The organism is Kineococcus gypseus, assembly GCF_050871305.1.
GTDB classification, from domain to species: domain Bacteria; phylum Actinomycetota; class Actinomycetes; order Actinomycetales; family Kineococcaceae; genus Kineococcus; species Kineococcus gypseus.
Genome location: NZ_JBJLRD010000017.1, coordinates 63,699 through 82,517, shown reverse-complemented (window position 1 = coordinate 82,517; position 18,819 = coordinate 63,699). Strand labels below are relative to the sequence as shown.

17 protein-coding genes and 1 pseudogene are annotated in these 18,819 nt (G+C 69.9%); all 18 read left to right on the top strand.

What is annotated here, in order from left to right:
• Nucleotides 1–404: 404 nt before the first annotated feature.
• The 18 genes and pseudogenes from rpoB (at nt 405) to rplN (ending at nt 18,819) form a co-directional block, all read left to right on the top strand.
• Nucleotides 405–3,890 (top strand): DNA-directed RNA polymerase subunit beta, encoded by a 3,486-nt coding sequence (rpoB, locus tag ACRYMN_RS08850; RefSeq protein ID WP_432494090.1) that lies wholly within the window; start codon nt 405–407, stop codon nt 3,888–3,890.
• 118 nt (nt 3,891–4,008) lie between these two features.
• Complete coding sequence (locus tag ACRYMN_RS08845) at nt 4,009–7,890, top strand: DNA-directed RNA polymerase subunit beta' (RefSeq protein ID WP_432494082.1); 3,882 nt, start codon at nt 4,009–4,011, stop codon at nt 7,888–7,890.
• Nucleotides 7,891–8,162: 272 nt separating this feature from the next.
• Nucleotides 8,163–8,537 carry a 30S ribosomal protein S12 gene (gene rpsL, locus ACRYMN_RS08840; RefSeq protein WP_012084987.1) on the top strand — a complete coding sequence of 125 codons (375 nt, stop codon included), beginning with the start codon at nt 8,163–8,165 and terminating at the stop codon, nt 8,535–8,537.
• On the top strand, nt 8,537–9,007 hold the full coding sequence (gene rpsG / locus ACRYMN_RS08835; RefSeq protein ID WP_432494080.1) for a 30S ribosomal protein S7: 471 nt from the start codon (nt 8,537–8,539) through the stop codon (nt 9,005–9,007). Before rpsL ends, rpsG begins: the two co-directional genes overlap by 1 nt.
• Nucleotides 9,008–9,063: 56 nt before the next feature.
• Nucleotides 9,064–11,166 carry an elongation factor G gene (fusA, locus tag ACRYMN_RS08830; RefSeq protein WP_432494078.1) on the top strand — a complete coding sequence of 701 codons (2,103 nt, stop codon included), beginning with the start codon at nt 9,064–9,066 and terminating at the stop codon, nt 11,164–11,166.
• A gap of 130 nt (nt 11,167–11,296) precedes the next feature.
• Nucleotides 11,297–12,490 carry an elongation factor Tu gene (gene tuf, locus ACRYMN_RS08825; RefSeq protein ID WP_432494076.1) on the top strand — a complete coding sequence of 398 codons (1,194 nt, stop codon included), beginning with the start codon at nt 11,297–11,299 and terminating at the stop codon, nt 12,488–12,490.
• Nucleotides 12,491–12,924: 434 nt separating this feature from the next.
• The gene (gene rpsJ, locus ACRYMN_RS08820) at nt 12,925–13,233 is read left to right on the top strand and encodes a 30S ribosomal protein S10 (RefSeq protein WP_012084982.1); all 309 of its coding nucleotides are present in this window, start codon (nt 12,925–12,927) and stop codon (nt 13,231–13,233) included.
• A 13-nt stretch (nt 13,234–13,246) separates the two neighbouring features.
• Entirely contained in the window at nt 13,247–13,906 is a 660-nt protein-coding gene (gene rplC / locus ACRYMN_RS08815; protein WP_432494074.1) for a 50S ribosomal protein L3, read from the top strand.
• A 4-nt stretch (nt 13,907–13,910) separates the two neighbouring features.
• Nucleotides 13,911–14,606: a 50S ribosomal protein L4 gene (rplD, locus tag ACRYMN_RS08810; protein ID WP_432494072.1), complete on the top strand. Its 696-nt coding sequence runs from the start codon at nt 13,911–13,913 to the stop codon at nt 14,604–14,606.
• Nucleotides 14,603–14,914: a 50S ribosomal protein L23 gene (gene rplW, locus ACRYMN_RS08805; protein WP_432494070.1), complete on the top strand. Its 312-nt coding sequence runs from the start codon at nt 14,603–14,605 to the stop codon at nt 14,912–14,914. Before rplD ends, rplW begins: the two co-directional genes overlap by 4 nt.
• A gap of 54 nt (nt 14,915–14,968) precedes the next feature.
• The gene (gene rplB, locus ACRYMN_RS08800) at nt 14,969–15,805 is read left to right on the top strand and encodes a 50S ribosomal protein L2 (protein ID WP_432494068.1); all 837 of its coding nucleotides are present in this window, start codon (nt 14,969–14,971) and stop codon (nt 15,803–15,805) included.
• 18 nt (nt 15,806–15,823) lie between these two features.
• Entirely contained in the window at nt 15,824–16,105 is a 282-nt protein-coding gene (rpsS, locus tag ACRYMN_RS08795) for a 30S ribosomal protein S19 (RefSeq protein ID WP_166609823.1), read from the top strand.
• A gap of 52 nt (nt 16,106–16,157) precedes the next feature.
• Nucleotides 16,158–16,538, top strand: coding sequence for a 50S ribosomal protein L22 (rplV, locus tag ACRYMN_RS08790; protein WP_432494065.1), 381 nt, complete (start codon nt 16,158–16,160; stop codon nt 16,536–16,538).
• Entirely contained in the window at nt 16,538–17,392 is an 855-nt protein-coding gene (gene rpsC, locus ACRYMN_RS08785; RefSeq protein ID WP_432494063.1) for a 30S ribosomal protein S3, read from the top strand. Before rplV ends, rpsC begins: the two co-directional genes overlap by 1 nt.
• Before the next feature lie 3 nt (nt 17,393–17,395).
• Nucleotides 17,396–17,812 (top strand): 50S ribosomal protein L16, encoded by a 417-nt coding sequence (rplP, locus tag ACRYMN_RS08780; RefSeq protein WP_242126754.1) that lies wholly within the window; start codon nt 17,396–17,398, stop codon nt 17,810–17,812.
• Nucleotides 17,812–18,054: pseudogene (gene rpmC / locus ACRYMN_RS08775) on the top strand (50S ribosomal protein L29); the annotation flags it as partial. The gene rplP and the pseudogene rpmC, both read left to right, overlap by 1 nt.
• A 2-nt stretch (nt 18,055–18,056) precedes the next feature.
• Entirely contained in the window at nt 18,057–18,341 is a 285-nt protein-coding gene (gene rpsQ / locus ACRYMN_RS08770; RefSeq protein WP_432494061.1) for a 30S ribosomal protein S17, read from the top strand.
• Between the two features lie 109 nt (nt 18,342–18,450).
• Nucleotides 18,451–18,819 (top strand): 50S ribosomal protein L14, encoded by a 369-nt coding sequence (gene rplN, locus ACRYMN_RS08765; RefSeq protein ID WP_432494059.1) that lies wholly within the window; start codon nt 18,451–18,453, stop codon nt 18,817–18,819.

Genomic DNA, 18,819 nt, shown 5'->3' with positions numbered 1-18,819 from the left:
CCACCCAACCACCACCAGACCCCCACCCCCGCGCGCGCCGCCCCCCCCCCCCCCCCCCGCCCGCCCCCCCCCCCCCCCCCCCCCCCCCCCCCCCCCTCGCGCGTGCGGGCCCCTCCCGCGGCGGCGACACGCCGTCCACAGCGGGCCCGATCGCCTTGACGCCGGGGCGGTGGGGGACCATCCTCGTCACCGGTCGTCCTCACCGGCCCCGCACGACAGCGACGTCGTCCGGGCCGCGCACCGGCACCGGCCGGCCCCGCTGAGGGGCTGGACAGCCGTGCCTTCACGGGGTACCTTGTTGTTTTGCGCTGCCTTCAGTCATATGGCCGGTCGTCGACCAGTGGGACGACCGAGCGGGGCAGGTCAGCGCGTGTCACGTTCGCAGGCCCGTGGAAGGACCCCTCTTGGCCGCCTCGCGCACAGCGTCCGCACCAGGCAACAGCTCCGCCCTGACCGTCTCCGGTCGGTACTCCTTCGGCAAGATCCGCGAGCCCCTTGAGGTCCCCGACCTCCTCGCGCTGCAGACCGACAGCTTCGACTGGCTGCTCGGCAACAAGCGCTGGCAGGACCGGGTGGCCGCTTCCCGCGAGGGGGGCCTGGACGTGCCGACGACCTCGGGCCTGGAGGAAATCTTCGAGGAGATCTCCCCGATCGAGGACTTCTCCGGCTCCATGTCGCTGTCGTTCCGCGACCACCGCTTCGAGCCGCCCAAGTACTCGCTGGACGAGTGCAAGGAGCGCGACCTCACCTACGCCGCGCCCCTGTTCGTCACCGCCGAGTTCATCAACGGCAACACCGGCGAGATCAAGAGCCAGACGGTCTTCATGGGCGACTTCCCGCTCATGACCGACCGCGGCACCTTCGTGATCAACGGCACCGAGCGCGTCGTCGTCTCGCAGCTCGTGCGCTCCCCGGGCGTGTACTTCGAGCGCGTCCCGGACAAGACGTCCGACCGCGACACCTGGACCGCCAAGGTCATCCCCTCGCGCGGCGCCTGGCTCGAGTTCGAGATCGACAAGCGCGACACCGTCGGCGTACGCATCGACCGCAAGCGCAAGCAGTCGGTCACCGTGCTGCTGAAGGCGCTCGGCTGGAGCGAGTCGCAGATCCGCGAGGAGTTCGCGGACTACGAGCCCATGATCGCCACGCTGGAGAAGGACCACACCTCCGGCGTCGAGGACGCGCTGCTGGACATCTACCGCAAGCTGCGCCCGGGCGAGCCGCCGACGCAGGAGGCCGCGCGCAACCTGCTCGACAACCTCTACTTCAACCCCAAGCGCTACGACCTGGCGAAGGTCGGCCGCTACAAGGTCAACAAGAAGCTGGGGCTGGACGAGCCGCTGAGCAGCAGCGTGCTCTCCGTCGACGACATCGTGCGCACCATCAAGTTCCTGGTGCGCCTGCACGCCGGCGAGACCTCCATGGCCGGCGTGAAGAACGGCCAGCCGGTCGACGTGCGCGTCGAGGTCGACGACATCGACCACTTCGGCAACCGCCGCCTGCGCAGCGTCGGCGAGCTCATCCAGAACCAGGTCCGCACCGGCCTGTCGCGGATGGAGCGCGTCGTGCGCGAGCGCATGACGACCCAGGACGTCGAGGCGATCACGCCGCAGACCCTGATCAACATTCGTCCCGTCGTGGCCTCCATCAAGGAGTTCTTCGGGACGAGCCAGCTGTCGCAGTTCATGGACCAGACCAACCCGCTGGCGGGCCTGACCCACAAGCGCCGCCTGTCGGCGCTGGGCCCCGGCGGCCTGGCCCGCGACCGCGCCGGCATGGAGGTCCGCGACGTCCACCCGTCGCACTACGGCCGCATGTGCCCGATCGAGACCCCCGAGGGCCCGAACATCGGCCTCATCGGCTCGCTGTCCTCCTACGGGCGCATCAACCCGTTCGGCTTCATCGAGACGCCGTACCGCAAGATCGTCGACGGCGTCGTCTCGGACGAGGTCGAGTACCTCACCGCGGACGAGGAGGACGCCTTCGTCATCGCGCAGGCGAACGCCCCGCTGAACGCGGACGGCACCTTCGCCGAGGCGCGCGTGCTCGTGCGGGCCAAGGGCGGCGAGACGGAGTTCGTCCCGCGCTCCGAGGTCGACTTCATGGACGTCGCCGCGCGCCAGATGGTCTCCGTGGCCACCGCGATGATCCCCTTCCTCGAGCACGACGACGCCAACCGCGCGCTCATGGGCTCGAACATGCAGCGCCAGGCGGTGCCGCTGGTCAAGACCGAGGCGCCGCTGGTGGGCACCGGCATGGAGTTCCGCGCCGCGGTGGACGCCGGTGACGTCATCGTGGCCGAGAAGGCCGGCGTGGCCACCGAGGTCTCCGCGGACCTGGTCACCGTCAGCAACGACGACGGCTCCACGACCACCTACCGGGTGGCGAAGTTCCGCCGCTCCAACCACGGCACCGCGTACAACCAGCGCGTGGTCATCGGCGAGGGCGACCGCGTCGAGGTGGGCACCGTCCTGGCCGACGGCCCGTCGACCGACGGCGGCGAGATGGCGCTGGGCCGCAACCTGCTCGTGGCGTTCATGCCGTGGGAGGGCCACAACTACGAGGACGCGATCATCCTGTCGCAGCGCCTCGTGCAGGACGACGTCCTGTCCTCGATCCACATCGAGGAGCACGAGGTCGACGCCCGCGACACCAAGCTGGGCCCGGAGGAGATCACCCGCGACATCCCCAACGTCGCGGAGGACGTGCTCGCCGACCTCGACGAGCGCGGGATCATCCGCATCGGCGCCGAGGTGCGCGACGGCGACCTGCTCGTCGGCAAGGTCACGCCCAAGGGCGAGACCGAGCTGACCCCGGAGGAGCGCCTGCTGCGCGCCATCTTCGGCGAGAAGGCGCGCGAGGTGCGCGACACCTCGCTGAAGGTGCCCCACGGCGAGACCGGCACGGTCATCGGCGTGAAGGTGTTCGACCGCGACGAGGGCGACGAGCTGCCCCCGGGCGTGAACCAGCTCGTGCGCGTCTACGTGGCCAACAAGCGCAAGATCACCGACGGTGACAAGCTCGCCGGCCGCCACGGCAACAAGGGCGTCATCTCCAAGATCCTGCCCGTGGAGGACATGCCGTTCCTCGAGGACGGCACCCCGGTCGACGTCATCCTCAACCCGCTGGGCGTGCCCAGCCGCATGAACGTCGGTCAGGTCCTGGAGCTGCACCTGGGCTGGATCGCCTCGCGCGGCTGGAAGGTCGAGGGGACCCCGGACTGGGCGCAGCTCATCCCGGAGGAGATCCGCGAGGCCCCCGCCGGCTCGCGCATCGCCTCGCCCGTCTTCGACGGTGCGCGCGAGGAGGAGATCACCGGGCTGCTCGCCTCGACGACGCCCACCCGCGACGGCGACCGCCTCGTGCAGGGCGACGGCAAGGCGCGGCTGTTCGACGGCCGCTCCGGCGAGCCGTTCCCGGACCCGGTCTCGGTCGGCTACATGTACATCCTGAAGCTGCACCACCTCGTGGACGACAAGATCCACGCGCGCTCCACCGGCCCCTACTCGATGATCACGCAGCAGCCCCTGGGCGGCAAGGCCCAGTTCGGCGGCCAGCGCTTCGGCGAGATGGAGGTCTGGGCGCTGGAGGCGTACGGCGCGGCCTACGCCCTGCAGGAGCTGCTGACGATCAAGTCCGACGACGTCCTGGGCCGCGTGAAGGTCTACGAGGCGATCGTCAAGGGCGAGAACATCCCCGAGCCCGGCATCCCGGAGAGCTTCAAGGTGCTCATCAAGGAGATGCAGTCGCTCTGCCTGAACGTGGAGGTCCTCTCCTCGGACGGCATGGCCATCGAGATGCGCGACAGCGACGAGGACGTCTTCCGGGCGGCCGAGGAGCTGGGCATCGACCTGGCTCGGCGCGAGCCGAGCAGCGTCGAAGAGGTCTGACGGACGGCGGGACGCGGGGGAGCGCCCCCGCGTCCCGCCCCCGGTCGGCCAACGGGCCCCCTGACGGGGCCCACGGATCACGTCAGACCTCAGGACAAACGACAGAAAGAAGATCACGTTGCTCGACGTCAACTTCTTCGACGAGCTGCGCATCGGGCTGGCCACGGCGGAGGACATCCGCACCTGGTCGCACGGTGAGGTCAAGAAGCCCGAGACCATCAACTACCGCACCCTCAAGCCGGAGAAGGACGGGCTCTTCTGCGAGAAGATCTTCGGTCCCACCCGGGACTGGGAGTGCTACTGCGGCAAGTACAAGCGCGTCCGCTTCAAGGGCATCATCTGCGAGCGCTGCGGCGTGGAGGTCACCCGCGCCAAGGTGCGCCGCGAGCGGATGGGCCACATCGAGCTGGCCGCCCCCGTCACGCACATCTGGTACTTCAAGGGCGTCCCGAGCCGCCTGGGCTACCTGCTGGACCTGGCGCCGAAGGACCTCGAGAAGGTCATCTACTTCGCGGCCTACATGATCACCTCCGTCGACGAGGAGGCGCGCCACCGCGACCACTCCTCGCTCGAGGCGCAGATCGAGGTCGAGAAGCGCGAGGTGGAGAACCGTCGCGACGCCGACGTGGACGCCCGCGCCAAGACGCTGGAGACCGACCTCGCCGAGCTCGAGGCCGAGGGCGCCAAGTCCGACGTGCGCCGCAAGGTGCGCGAGTCCGCCGAGCGCGAGATGGCGCAGATCCGCCGGCGCGCCGACGCCGAGATCGACCGCCTGACCGCGGTGTGGGACCGCTTCCGCAACCTCAAGGTGCAGGACCTCGAGGGCGACGAGGTGCTCTACCGCGCCATGCGCGAGCGCTTCGGCATGTACTTCGAGGGCGGCATGGGCGCGGCGGCGCTGCAGAAGCGCCTGCAGAGCTTCGACCTGGAGGCCGAGGCCGAGTCGCTGCGCGAGACGATCGCCACGGGCAAGGGCCAGCGCAAGACCCGCGCCCTCAAGCGCCTGAAGGTCGTCTCCGCGTTCCTGACCACGCGCAACTCGCCCGAGGGCATGGTCCTGGACTGCGTGCCGGTCATCCCGCCGGACCTGCGTCCGATGGTGCAGCTGGACGGCGGCCGCTTCGCGACCTCCGACCTCAACGACCTGTACCGCCGCGTGATCAACCGCAACAACCGCCTCAAGCGCCTGCTCGACCTCGGTGCCCCCGAGATCATCGTCAACAACGAGAAGCGCATGCTGCAGGAGGCCGTCGACGCGCTGTTCGACAACGGCCGCCGCGGCCGGCCGGTGACAGGCCCGGGCAACCGCCCGCTGAAGTCGCTGTCCGACATGCTCAAGGGCAAGCAGGGCCGGTTCCGCCAGAACCTGCTCGGCAAGCGCGTGGACTACTCGGGCCGCTCGGTCATCGTCGTCGGCCCGCAGCTGAAGCTGCACCAGTGCGGCCTGCCCAAGCAGATGGCGCTGGAGCTCTTCAAGCCCTTCGTCATGAAGCGCCTGGTCGACCTCAGCCACGCGCAGAACATCAAGTCGGCCAAGCGCATGGTCGAGCGCGCCCGCCCGGTGGTCTGGGACGTCCTGTCCGAGGTCATCACCGAGCACCCGGTGCTGCTCAACCGCGCGCCTACGCTGCACCGCCTGGGCATCCAGGCCTTCGAGCCGCAGCTGGTCGAGGGCAAGGCCATCCAGATCCACCCGCTCGTGTGCACCGCGTTCAACGCGGACTTCGACGGCGACCAGATGGCCGTGCACGTGCCCCTGAGCGCCGAGGCGCAGGCCGAGGCCCGCATCCTCATGCTCTCGTCCAACAACATCCTCAAGCCGGCGGACGGCCGTCCGGTGACCATGCCCACCCAGGACATGATCATCGGCCTGTACCACCTGACCGCCGACCGGGACGACGTGGACGGGCAGGGCCGGCTCTTCTCCTCGCTCGCCGAGGCGATCATGGCCTTCGACGCCAAGCAGCTGAACCTGAACGCCAAGGTGCGCATCCGCCTGGCGGGCGTCGTGCCGAACGCGGAGACGACGCTGCCCGAGGGCTGGGCGCCCGGCGACGACCTGCTCGTGGACACGACCCTGGGCCGCGCCCTCTTCAACGAGGCGCTGCCGGTGGACTACGAGTACGTCAACGCGGTCGTGGACAAGAAGCGCCTGTCGGCCATCGTCAACGACCTCGCCGAGCGCTACCCGAAGGTGCAGGTGGCGGCGACGCTGGACGCCCTGAAGGAGGCCGGCTTCCACTGGGCCACCCGCTCGGGCACCACCGTCTCCATCGCCGACGTCGTCACGCCGCCGAACAAGCAGGCCATCCTCGAGACCTACGAGGCCAAGGCGGAGAAGGTCCAGCAGCAGTACGAGCGGGGCCTGATCACCGACGACGAGCGCCGTCAGGAGCTCATCGAGATCTGGACTCAGGCCACGAACGACGTCGCCCGCGACCTCGAGCAGGCCATGCCGACGCACAACACGATCCACCGCATGGTGAGCTCGGGCGCGCGAGGCAACTGGATGCAGATGCGTCAGCTCGCCGGCATGCGCGGTCTGATGGCGAACCCGAAGGGCGAGATCATCCCCCGCCCGGTCAAGGCCTCGTTCCGCGAGGGCCTGACCGTGGGTGAGTTCTTCATCACCACGCACGGCGCCCGCAAGGGCTTGGCGGACACCGCGCTGCGCACCGCCGACTCCGGCTACCTCACCCGCCGCCTCGTCGACGTCTCCCAGGACGTCATCGTGCGCGAGGACGACTGCGGCACCAGCCGCGGTCTGGAGATGCCGATCGCCGAGCGCAACGCGGACGGCTCGCTGCGCCGCCACGACGACGTCGAGACGAGCGTGTACGCGCGCACCCTGGCCACCGACGTGCTCGTGGACGGCGAGGTGGCCCTGGCCGCCGGCGCCGACCTCGGCGACGTCGTGATCGACGACCTCGTCGGCCGCGGCGTGGAGTCGGTCAAGGTCCGCTCGGTGCTCACCTGCGAGTCGCGCGTGGGCACCTGCGCCCGCTGCTACGGCCGCTCGCTGGCCTCGGGCAAGCTCGTCGACATCGGCGAGGCCGTCGGCATCGTCGCGGCCCAGTCGATCGGCGAGCCGGGCACGCAGCTGACGATGCGCACCTTCCACACCGGTGGTGCCGCCTCGGAGTCCGGCGACATCACGCACGGCCTGCCGCGCGTGGTCGAGCTGTTCGAGGCCCGCACCCCCAAGGGCAACGCGCCGATCACCGAGGTGGCCGGCCGGGTCCGCGTGGAGGACACCGACAAGGGCCGCTCCCTCGTGGTCGTGCCCGACGACGGCGCGGAGGAGGTGGCCTACCCGGTCACCCGCCGCCAGCGCCTGCTGGTGGAGGACGGCTCGCACGTCGAGGTCGGGCAGAAGCTCGTCCAGGGCGCGGTCGACCCCAAGCAGATCCTGCGCATCCTCGGCCCGCGCCGGGTGCAGATGCACCTGGTCGACGAGGTGCAGGAGGTCTACCGCTCCCAGGGCGTGTCGATCCACGACAAGCACATCGAGGTCATCGTCCGCCAGATGCTCAAGCGGGTGACGATCATCGAGCAGAACGGCTCCGAGCTGCTGCCCGGCGAGCTGGTCGAGCGCGCGCGCTTCGAGGAGGAGAACCGCCGGGTCATGGCGGAGGGCGGGCAGCCGGCCTCCGGCCGCCCGGAGCTGATGGGCATCACGAAGGCGTCGCTCGCGACGGACTCGTGGCTGTCGGCGGCCTCCTTCCAGGAGACGACGCGGGTGCTCACCAACGCGGCCATGGAGGGCAAGAGCGACCCGCTGCTCGGCCTGAAGGAGAACGTCATCATCGGCAAGCTCATCCCGGCCGGCACGGGGCTCCCGCGCTACCGCAACGTCCGGGTCGAGCCGACCGAGGAGGCCAAGGCGCAGATGTACTCGGTGCCCGGCTACGACGACGTCGACTACGCCCAGTTCGGCGTGGGCTCCGGCCAGGCGGTGCCGCTGGAGGAGTTCGACTACGGCAGCAGCGACTACCGCTGACGCCGGCGCGCCGCCCCGTCCCCCCGCTGCGGCGGGGGAGCGGGGCGGCGCCCTGCGGGGGCTCGTTTTGACCCCCTGATTTGCGGCGGGTAGGCTCGTGTGCGCTTGACACGAGCGTGCCCGCGATCAGGTGACAGGACGTCACCGGCTCGGGCCCTCGACCGAACGACACGCCCGACCTCGTGGGTCGGCGGCGGGTCGAGCGCCGGCTCACGAGGAGCGGCGCGCCCGAGCAGCAGAGCCGACGAACGAGATCGACAGACGGAGACAGGGTGCCCACCATCCAGCAGCTGGTCCGCAAGGGCCGGGAGGACAAGGTCGTCAAGACCAAGACGCCCGCCCTCAAGGGCAGCCCGCAGCGTCGCGGCGTGTGCACGCGCGTGTACACCACGACCCCGAAGAAGCCGAACTCCGCCCTCCGCAAGGTGGCGCGCGTGAAGCTGACCAGCGGCATCGAGGTGACCGCCTACATCCCCGGTGTGGGCCACAACCTCCAGGAGCACTCGATGGTCCTGGTGCGCGGCGGCCGGGTGAAGGACCTCCCCGGTGTCCGCTACAAGATCGTCCGCGGTTCGCTGGACACGCAGGGCGTGAAGAACCGCAAGCAGGCGCGCAGCCGCTACGGCGCGAAGAAGGAGAAGAGCTGATGCCCCGCAAGGGCCCCGCCCCCAAGCGTCCCCTCGTGGTGGACCCCGTCTACCAGTCCCCGCTGGTGACGCAGCTCGTCAACAAGATCCTCCTGGACGGCAAGAAGTCCGTCGCGGAGTCGATCGTCTACGGCGCCCTCGAGGGCGCCCGCACCAAGACCGGCGGCGACCCGGTGGTCGTGCTCAAGCGCGCCCTGGACAACGTCAAGCCGGCCCTCGAGGTGCGCTCCCGCCGCGTCGGCGGCTCCACCTACCAGGTGCCGATCGAGGTGCGCCCGAGCCGCTCGACCACGCTGGCCCTGCGCTGGCTGGTCGGCTACGCGCGCCAGCGCCGCGAGAAGACGATGACTGAGCGCCTGCTCAACGAGATCCTCGACGCCTCGAACGGCCTGGGCGCCGCGGTGAAGCGCCGTGAGGACACCCACAAGATGGCCGAGTCGAACCGGGCCTTCGCGCACTACCGCTGGTGACCCCAGCGGTTCCTCGCCGACTCACCCCCTCGATCCCAGGGAAGAGGCAGTAAACCGTGGCACAGGACGTGCTGACGGACCTCACCAAGGTCCGCAACATCGGCATCATGGCCCACATCGACGCCGGCAAGACCACGACCACCGAGCGGATCCTCTTCTACACGGGGATCAACTACAAGATCGGTGAGGTCCACGACGGCGCGGCGACGATGGACTGGATGGAGCAGGAGCAGGAGCGGGGGATCACCATCACCTCCGCCGCCACCACCTGCTTCTGGGAGGGCACCCAGATCAACATCATCGACACGCCCGGCCACGTCGACTTCACGGTCGAGGTCGAGCGGTCGCTGCGCGTCCTCGACGGCGCCGTCGCCGTCTTCGACGGCAAGGAGGGCGTCGAGCCCCAGTCCGAGACGGTGTGGCGGCAGGCGGACAAGTACGACGTCCCGCGCATCTGCTTCGTCAACAAGATGGACAAGCTGGGCGCCGACTTCTTCTTCACCGTGCGCACCATCGTCGAGCGCCTGGGCGCCGAGCCGCTGGTCATGCAGATCCCGATCGGCGCGGAGAACGACTTCCAGGGCGTCGTCGACCTCGTCTACATGCGCGCCCTCACCTGGAGCGCGGACGCGGCCAAGGGCGAGGCGTACGAGCGCGGCCCCATCCCGGCCGAGCTGCAGGCGCAGGCCGACGAGTACCGCCAGAAGCTCGTCGAGCGCGTGGCCGAGACCGACGAGGCGCTGCTGGAGAAGTACCTGGGCGGCGAGGACCTCACGCCCGAGGAGATCAAGGCCGCGGTCCGCAAGCTGACGATCGACAGCGAGGTCTACCCGGTCTTCTGCGGCTCCGCGTTCAAGAACAAGGGCGTGCAGCCCATGCTCGACGCGGTCCTGGACTACCTGCCCTCGCCGCTGGACGTGAAGCCCATGGTGGGGCACAAGGTGGGCGACGAGTCGGTGGAGATCATCCGCCACTCCGACGTCGAGGAGCCCTTCTCGGCGCTGGCCTTCAAGATCGCCGCGCACCCGTTCTTCGGCAAGCTGACGTACGTGCGCGTGTACTCCGGGCGCATCGCCGCCGGCTCGCAGGTCGTCAACTCGACCAAGGGCAAGAAGGAGCGCATCGGGAAGCTCTTCCAGATGCACTCCAACAAGGAGAACCCGGTCGACGAGGCCCGCGCTGGCCACATCTACGCGATGATCGGCCTGAAGGAGACGACGACCGGCGACACGCTGGCCGACCCGGCGCAGCCGGTCGTCCTCGAGTCGATGACCTTCCCCGAGCCCGTCATCTCCGTGGCCATCGAGCCCAAGACGAAGGGCGACCAGGAGAAGCTGGGCACCGCGATCCAGCGCCTGGCCGAGGAGGACCCGACCTTCCAGGTCGAGCTGGACCAGGAGACCGGCCAGACGATCATCAAGGGCATGGGCGAGCTCCACCTCGACATCCTCGTGGACCGCATGAAGCGCGAGTTCAAGGTCGAGGCCAACGTCGGCAAGCCGCAGGTGGCCTACCGCGAGACCATCCGGCGCGCGGTCGAGAAGATGGACTACACCCACAAGAAGCAGACGGGTGGGTCCGGCCAGTACGCGAAGGTGCAGGTCACCATCGAGCCGCTGGACACCTCGGGCGGGGAGTTCTACGAGTTCGAGAACAAGGTCACCGGTGGCCGCGTCCCGCGCGAGTACATCCCCTCCGTGGACGCCGGCATCCAGGACGCCATGCAGCTGGGCGTCGTGGCCGGCTACCCGCTGGTGGGCATCAAGGCGAGCCTGCTCGACGGCGCGGCCCACGACGTCGACTCCTCGGAGATGGCGTTCAAGATCGCCGGCTCGATGGTCCTCAAGGAGGCCGTCAAGCGCGCCGACCCGGTGCTGCTCGAGCCCGTCATGTCCGTCGAGGTGCGCACGCCCGCCGACTACATGGGCGACGTCATCGGCGACCTGAACTCCCGCCGCGGGCAGATCGAGTCCATGGAGGACGTCAGCGGCGCCAAGGTCGTCAAGGCGACCGTCCCGCTGTCGGAGATGTTCGGCTACGTCGGCGACCTGCGGTCCAAGACCCAGGGTCGTGCGGTCTACACGATGCAGTTTTCCAACTACGCTGAGGTTCCCCGGAACGTCGCGGAGGAGATCGTGAAGAAGGTCCGCGGGGAGTAGTCCGCCCCCGAGGCCGGCGGGGAGCGCGTGCTCCCCGCCGGCACCCGACCGGATCACCGCACGGTGGCCGGCCCCCCACCACCCGGTCCACCGGACCGGGGAAGCAACGACAGTCCGAGGAGGACCCCCAGTGGCGAAGGCGAAGTTCGAGCGGACTAAGCCGCACGTCAACATCGGCACGATCGGTCACATCGACCACGGGAAGACGACGCTCACCGCGGCGATCACCCGCGTGCTGCACGACAAGTACCCGGACCTGAACCAGGCCTCGGCGTTCGACCAGATCGACAAGGCTCCCGAGGAGCGTCAGCGCGGCATCACCATCTCGATCGCGCACGTCGAGTACCAGACCGAGGCGCGCCACTACGCGCACGTCGACTGCCCGGGTCACGCGGACTACATCAAGAACATGATCACCGGTGCGGCGCAGATGGACGGCGCCATCCTGGTGGTCGCCGCCACCGACGGCCCGATGCCGCAGACCAAGGAGCACGTCATCCTGGCCCGCCAGGTCGGCGTCCCCTACATCGTCGTCGCCCTGAACAAGGCCGACATGGTGGAGGACGAGGAGCTCCTCGAGCTCGTCGAGATGGAGGTGCGCGAGCTCCTCTCGTCCTACGAGTTCCCGGGCGACGACGTCCCGGTCGTGCGCGTCTCCGCGCTGAAGGCCCTCGAGGGCGACAAGGAGTGGGGCGACCGCCTCATGGAGCTCATGGACGCGGTCGACACCGCGATCCCCGAGCCCGAGCGCGCCGTCGACCAGCCCTTCCTGATGCCGATCGAGGACGTCTTCACGATCACCGGCCGCGGCACCGTCGTGACCGGCCGCATCGAGCGCGGTGTGCTGAACGTCAACCAGGAGGTCGAGATCGTCGGCATCAAGCCGGCGTCGCAGAAGACCACCGTCACCAGCATCGAGATGTTCAACAAGATGCTGGACAGCGGCCAGGCCGGCGACAACGCCGCCCTGCTCCTGCGCGGCCTCAAGCGCGACGACGTCGAGCGCGGCCAGGTCGTGGTCAAGCCCGGCAGCATCACGCCGCACACCGAGTTCGAGGGCCAGGCCTACATCCTGTCCAAGGACGAGGGTGGCCGTCACACGCCCTTCTACAACAACTACCGTCCGCAGTTCTACTTCCGGACGACGGACGTCACCGGCGTCGTCTCGCTGCCCGAGGGCACCGAGATGGTCATGCCCGGCGACAACACCGAGATGAAGGTCGACCTCATCCAGCCCATCGCCATGGAGGAGGGCCTGAAGTTCGCGATCCGCGAGGGTGGCCGCACCGTCGGCGCCGGGCGGGTCACGAAGATCCTCAAGTGAGCTGAGCCGGCGGGGGAGCGCGAGCACCCCCGCCGGACCGCTCGCCACGCGGAGGGGCGGGTCCACCTGGACCCGCCCCTCCGTCGTGAGGGGCGTCGCACCCGCGGCGCCCCCGTCCTCCCGCGCGCGGCCCGATTCGCCAAGGCGGGGTCCTCTCTGGCAGACTGTCGGGGTTGCTGTGCCGCCGCGGGTCCGCACCCGCTCGGCAGCCGGCAGCCGCGAACGTCGAACGTCTCGCACGGGCGGCGGACGGTAGACCTCAGCAGGACGACCGCCGTGGGCGACCACGGCTGGGGACCACACCGGGCAACCGGGCGAGGGTGCAGAACGTGCGAGAGCGCGACACGCCCGACCTCGGGGGTCGGAGCTCCGGACGGAGCTCCGCGCCGCGCGCGAGTCAGTAGCGGTACGAAGAGAGAGAGTCAGACGACGCCATGGCGGGACAGAAGATCCGCATCAGGCTCAAGGCCTACGACCACGAGGTCATCGACAGCTCGGCGCGCAAGATCGTCGACACGGTGACCCGTACCGGCGCCTCCGTCGCCGGCCCCGTGCCGCTGCCGACCGAGAAGAACGTCTACTGCGTGATCCGCTCGCCGCACAAGTACAAGGACAGCCGCGAGCACTTCGAGATGCGCACGCACAAGCGCCTCATCGACATCATCGACCCCACGCCGAAGACCGTCGACTCGCTCATGCGCCTCGACCTCCCGGCCGGTGTCGACATCGAGATCAAGCTCTGAGGGACTGCACACGATGAGCGACAGGCAAGTGCGAGGGGTGCTCGGCACCAAGCTCGGCATGACCCAGCTGTGGGACGAGGCCAACCGCCTCGTGCCCGTGACGGTGGTCAAGGTCGAGCCCAACGTCGTGACCCAGGTCCGCACCACTACCACCGACGGCTACGAGGCCGTCCAGCTCGCCGCCACGGCGATCCCGCAGCGCAAGGCCAACAAGCCTGCTGCCGGGCACTTCGCGAAGGCCGGCGTCGCGCCGCGCCGCCACCTGGTGGAGCTGCGCACCACGGACGCGTCGTCCTACTCGGCCGGCCAGGAGGTCACCGCCGAGGTGTTCGACGCCGGCGCCACGGTCGACGTGGTGGGCACCACCAAGGGCAAGGGCACCGCCGGTGTCATGAAGCGCCACGGCTTCGCCGGTGTGAGCGCCTCCCACGGTGCGCACCGCAACCACCGCAAGCCCGGCTCGATCGGCGGGTGCGCCACCCCCGGTCGCGTCTTCAAGGGCCTGCGCATGGCCGGCCGCATGGGCGCCGTGCGCCAGACCACCCAGAATCTGACCGTGCACGCGGTCGACGCGGAGAAGGGCCTGCTGCTCATCACGGGCGCCGTCCCCGGCCCCCGCGGCGGCGTGGTGCTCGTCAAGACCGCCGCCAAGGCGCGCGTGAAGGAGGCCTGAGCACATGACTACGACGACTGAGGCCATCACCGTCCCGCTGCGCACCGCCGACGGCGGCACCAGCGGCACCGTCGAGCTGCCCGCGGCCGACTTCGGCCGCCAGGTCAACGTGGCGCTGATCCACCAGGTCGTGACGGCCCAGCTGGCCGCCGCGCGCCAGGGCACGCACGCCACCAAGACCCGCGGCGACGTCCGCGGCGGCGGCAAGAAGCCCTACAAGCAGAAGGGCACCGGCCGCGCCCGCCAGGGCTCGCTGCGCGCCCCGCAGTTCACCGGCGGCGGCACCGTGCACGGCCCCCAGCCGCGCGACTACGCCCAGCGGACCCCCAAGAAGATGAAGGCCGCCGCCCTGCGCGGCGCCCTCTCCGACCGGGTGCGCCACGAGCGCCTGCACGTGGTGGAGGGCCTCACCGTCGGTGAGCAGCCCTCGACCAAGACCGCGGCCAAGCTGCTGAGCGTGCTGTCCACGCGCAAGAACCTGCTTGTCGTCCTGACCCGCGAGGACGAGCTGGCCGCCAAGAGCCTGCGCAACATCGCCGGCGTGCACGTGCTGCCCGCCGACCAGCTGAACACCTACGACGTCGTCAAGAGCGACGACGTCGTCTTCACCCGCGCGGCGCTCGACGCGTTCGTCGCGGGCCCGCCGAAGGGCCGCAGCGCGAGCGCGGTGGCGGCGGAGTCGGAAGGGAGCACCCTGTGAGCGCGCTCGGCGGTACCCAGAAGGACCCGCGCGACATCCTCATCGCCCCGGTCGTCTCGGAGAAGAGCTACGGGCTCATCGACGAGGGCAAGTACACGTTCATCGTGGACCCGGGCGCGAACAAGACCGAGATCAAGGTCGCGGTCGAGAAGGTGTTCGGCGTGAAGGTCTCCGCGGTCAACACCGCGAACCGGCAGGGCAAGAGCCGGCGCACCCGCACTGGCACGGGCAAGCGCAAGGACACCAAGCGGGCCATCGTGACGTTGCGCGAGGGCACGATCGACATCTTCGGCGGCTCGGTCGCCTGAGCCCGAGGGCTCGCTCGACCGCTGTAGACACCTTCGAACCCGAGGAACGACGCAATGGGAATCCGCAAGTACAAGCCGACGACGCCGGGCCGCCGCGGCTCGTCCGTCGCCGACTTCGTCGAGGTCACGCGGAGCGAGCCGGAGAAGTCGCTCGTCCGCCCGCTGACGAAGTCCGGTGGCCGCAACTCGACCGGGCGCATCACCACCCGCCACATCGGCGGGGGCCACAAGCGCGCCTACCGCGTCATCGACTTCCGTCGTGACGACAAGGACGGCGTGCCGGCCAAGGTCGCGCACATCGAGTACGACCCCAACCGCACCGCGCGCATCGCGCTGCTGCACTACGTGGACGGCGAGAAGCGCTACATCATCGCGCCGACCCGCCTGAAGCAGGGCGACCGGGTGGAGAACGGCCCCACGGCCGACATCAAGCCCGGCAACAACCTGCCGCTGCGCAACATCCCGGTCGGCACCGTGGTGCACGCCATCGAGCTGCGCCCGGGCGGCGGGGCGAAGATCGCTCGCTCGGCCGGCGCCAGCGTGCAGCTGGTGGCCCGCGAGGGCCGCTACGCCCAGCTGCGCATGCCCTCCGGCGAGATCCGCAACGTCGACGTGCGCTGCCGCGCCACGGTCGGCGAGGTCGGCAACGCCGAGCAGTCGAACATCAACTGGGGCAAGGCCGGCCGCATGCGCTGGAAGGGCAAGCGCCCGACCGTGCGCGGTGTGGCCATGAACCCGATCGACCACCCGCACGGTGGTGGTGAGGGCAAGACGTCCGGTGGCCGTCACCCCGTCAGCCCCTGGGGTCAGCCTGAGGGCCGCACGCGGCGTCCGGGCAAGGAGAGCGACAAGCTCATCGTCCGTCGCCGCCGCACCGGCAAGAAGCGCTGATAGGGAGTCCAGGCCACCATGCCTCGCAGCTTGAAGAAGGGCCCGTTCGTCGACGACCACCTGCAGAAGAAGGTGGACGTCCAGAACGAGGCCGGTACGCACAACGTCATCCGGACCTGGTCCCGCCGTTCGGTCATCACGCCGGACTTCCTGGGTCACACGTTCGCCGTGCACGACGGCCGCAAGCACGTCCCCGTCTTCGTCACCGAGGCGATGGTGGGGCACAAGCTCGGCGAGTTCGCGCCCACGCGCACGTTCAAGGGCCACGAGAAGGACGACCGCAAGGGTCGTCGTCGCTGAGCCCCGCTCAGCGTCACGAAGTTCCGAACTGAGACCAGAAGGCAGGACAGGGATGGAAGCCAAGGCGCAGACGCGGTACCTCCGCGTCACGCCCCAGAAGGCGCGCCGAGTCGTCGACCTCGTCCGGGGCAAGCAGGCCAACGAGGCCGTCGCCGTGCTCTCGTTCGCCCCGCAGTCGGCGGCCGAGCCGGTGCGCAAGCTCGTCGAGAGCGCCATCGCGAACGCGAGGGTCCTCGCGGACAAGCACTCCGAGGCCTTCGACCCGGCCGATTACGTCGTCAAGGCGATCCACGTCGACGAGGGCCCCACGATGAAGCGCTTCCGTCCCCGCGCCCAGGGCCGCGCGGGACGCATCCTGAAGCGCACGAGCCACATCACGGTGGTCGTCGCGCCCGCCGTGCCCGGCGCCAAGAAGACGAGGAGGACCCGCTAGTGGGACAGAAGGTCAACCCGCACGGGTTCCGACTGGGCATCACCACCGACCACCGCAGCCGCTGGTTCGCGGACTCCACCAAGACGGGTCAGCGCTACGCCGACTACGTCAAGGAGGACGTCTCGATCCGCCGCCTCATGTCCAAGGGCATGGAGCGCGCCGGCATCTCCAAGGTCGAGATCGAGCGCACCCGCGACCGCGTGCGCGTGGACATCCACACCGCCCGCCCGGGCATCGTGATCGGCCGCCGCGGCGCGGAGGCCGACCGCATCCGCGGCGAGCTGGAGAAGCTCACCGGCAAGCAGGTGCAGCTGAACATCCTCGAGGTCAAGAACCCCGAGGTCGACGCCCAGCTCGTCGCCCAGGGCATCGCCGAGCAGCTCGCCAGCCGCGTGTCGTTCCGCCGCGCCATGCGCAAGGGCATGCAGACGTCCCTGCGCTCCGGCGCCAAGGGCATCCGCGTGCAGTGCGCCGGCCGCCTGGGCGGCGCCGAGATGAGCCGCTCGGAGTTCTACCGCGAGGGCCGCGTGCCGCTGCACACCCTGCGCGCGAACATCGACTACGGCTTCTACGAGGCCCGCACGACCTTCGGCCGCATCGGCGTGAAGGTCTGGATCTACCACGGCGACGTCACCAGCCGGGAGCTGGCGCAGTCGCAGGCGTCGGCCGCCCCGCGCGCCCCGCGCCGTCCCGAGCGCGGCGACCGCGCCGAGGGCCGCGGCCGTCGTCGCCCGACCCAGCAGGAGGGGACCGGCGCGCCCGTGGCCGAGGCCGCGTCCGCCGGCGCCGCCCCCACCGGCACTGCGGCCGCCCAGCCGGTCACCGGCAAGGGCACCAACGGAACGGAGGCCTGAGTCGTGCTCATCCCACGGCGAGTCAAGCACCGCAAGCAGCACCACCCCACGCGGCGCGGTGCGGCCAGCGGCGGCACCCGCGTCACGTTCGGCGAGTACGGGATCATGGCCGTCGAGGGCGGCTACGTGACCAACCGGCAGATCGAGTCGGCCCGCATCGCCATCACCCGCCACATCCGTCGTGGCGGCAAGGTCTGGATCAACATCTACCCCGACCGGCCGCTGACCAAGAAGCCCGCCGAGACCCGCATGGGCTCCGGCAAGGGCTCGCCGGAGTGGTGGATCGCGAACGTGAAGCCGGGAAGAGTCATGTTCGAGCTGTCGTTCCCCAACGAGAAGGTGGCTTCGGAGGCGCTGACCCGCGCCATCCACAAGCTGCCGGTGAAGTGCAAGATCGTGCGCCGCGAGGGTGGTGAGTGATGGCCATCGGGACCAAGGGCCTGGGCCCCGACGAGCTGCGCGAGTTCGAGGACGCGAAGCTGGTCGAGGAGCTCCGCAAGGCCAAGGAGGAGCTGTTCAACCTCCGCTTCCAGTCCGCGACCGGGCAGCTGGAGAACAACAGCCGGCTGCGGGCCGTCAAGCGGGACATCTCCCGCATCTACACCACGATGCGCGAGCGCGAGCTCGGCATCACCGAGGCGCCGATCACGAAGGAGGCTGCGCAGTGAGCGAGCAGACCACCGCCGCCACCACGAACGAGCGCGGCTACCGCAAGACGCGCCGCGGCTACGTGGTCAGCGACAAGATGCAGAAGACCGTGGTGGTCGAGGTCGAGGACCGCGTCAAGCACCCGCTGTACGCGAAGGTCATCCGCCGCACCACCAAGGTCAAGGCGCACGACGAGGCCTCGACGGCCGGCGTGGGGGACCTCGTCCTCATCGCCGAGACCCGGCCGCTGTCGGCCACCAAGCGCTGGCGCGTCGTCGAGGTCCTCGAGCGCGCCAAGTGACCTCGGGCGGAGCGCCCCGGCGCGCCGCCCCCCGTACCCCATGTCCGTTCCGCCAGGCTCGGCGCCCCCCAGCGGGGCGTCGAGAACCGGCGCGACGAAGGAGTAGAGAGTGATCCAGCAGGAGTCGCGGCTCAAGGTCGCCGACAACACGGGTGCCAAGGAGATCCTGTGCATCCGCGTGCTCGGTGGCTCCGGCCGCCGCTACGCGGGCATCGGTGACGTGATCGTGGCCACGGTCAAGGACGCGATCCCCGGTGGCAACGTGAAGAAGGGCGACGTCGTCAAGGCCGTCGTCGTCCGCACCAAGAAGGAGCGTCGCCGTGCCGACGGCTCCTACATCCGCTTCGACGAGAACGCCGCCGTGATCCTCCGCGCCGACGGCGACCCGCGCGGGACCCGCATCTTCGGGCCCGTCGGTCGTGAACTGCGCGAGAAGCGCTTCATGCGGATCATCTCGCTGGCTCCGGAGGTGCTCTGA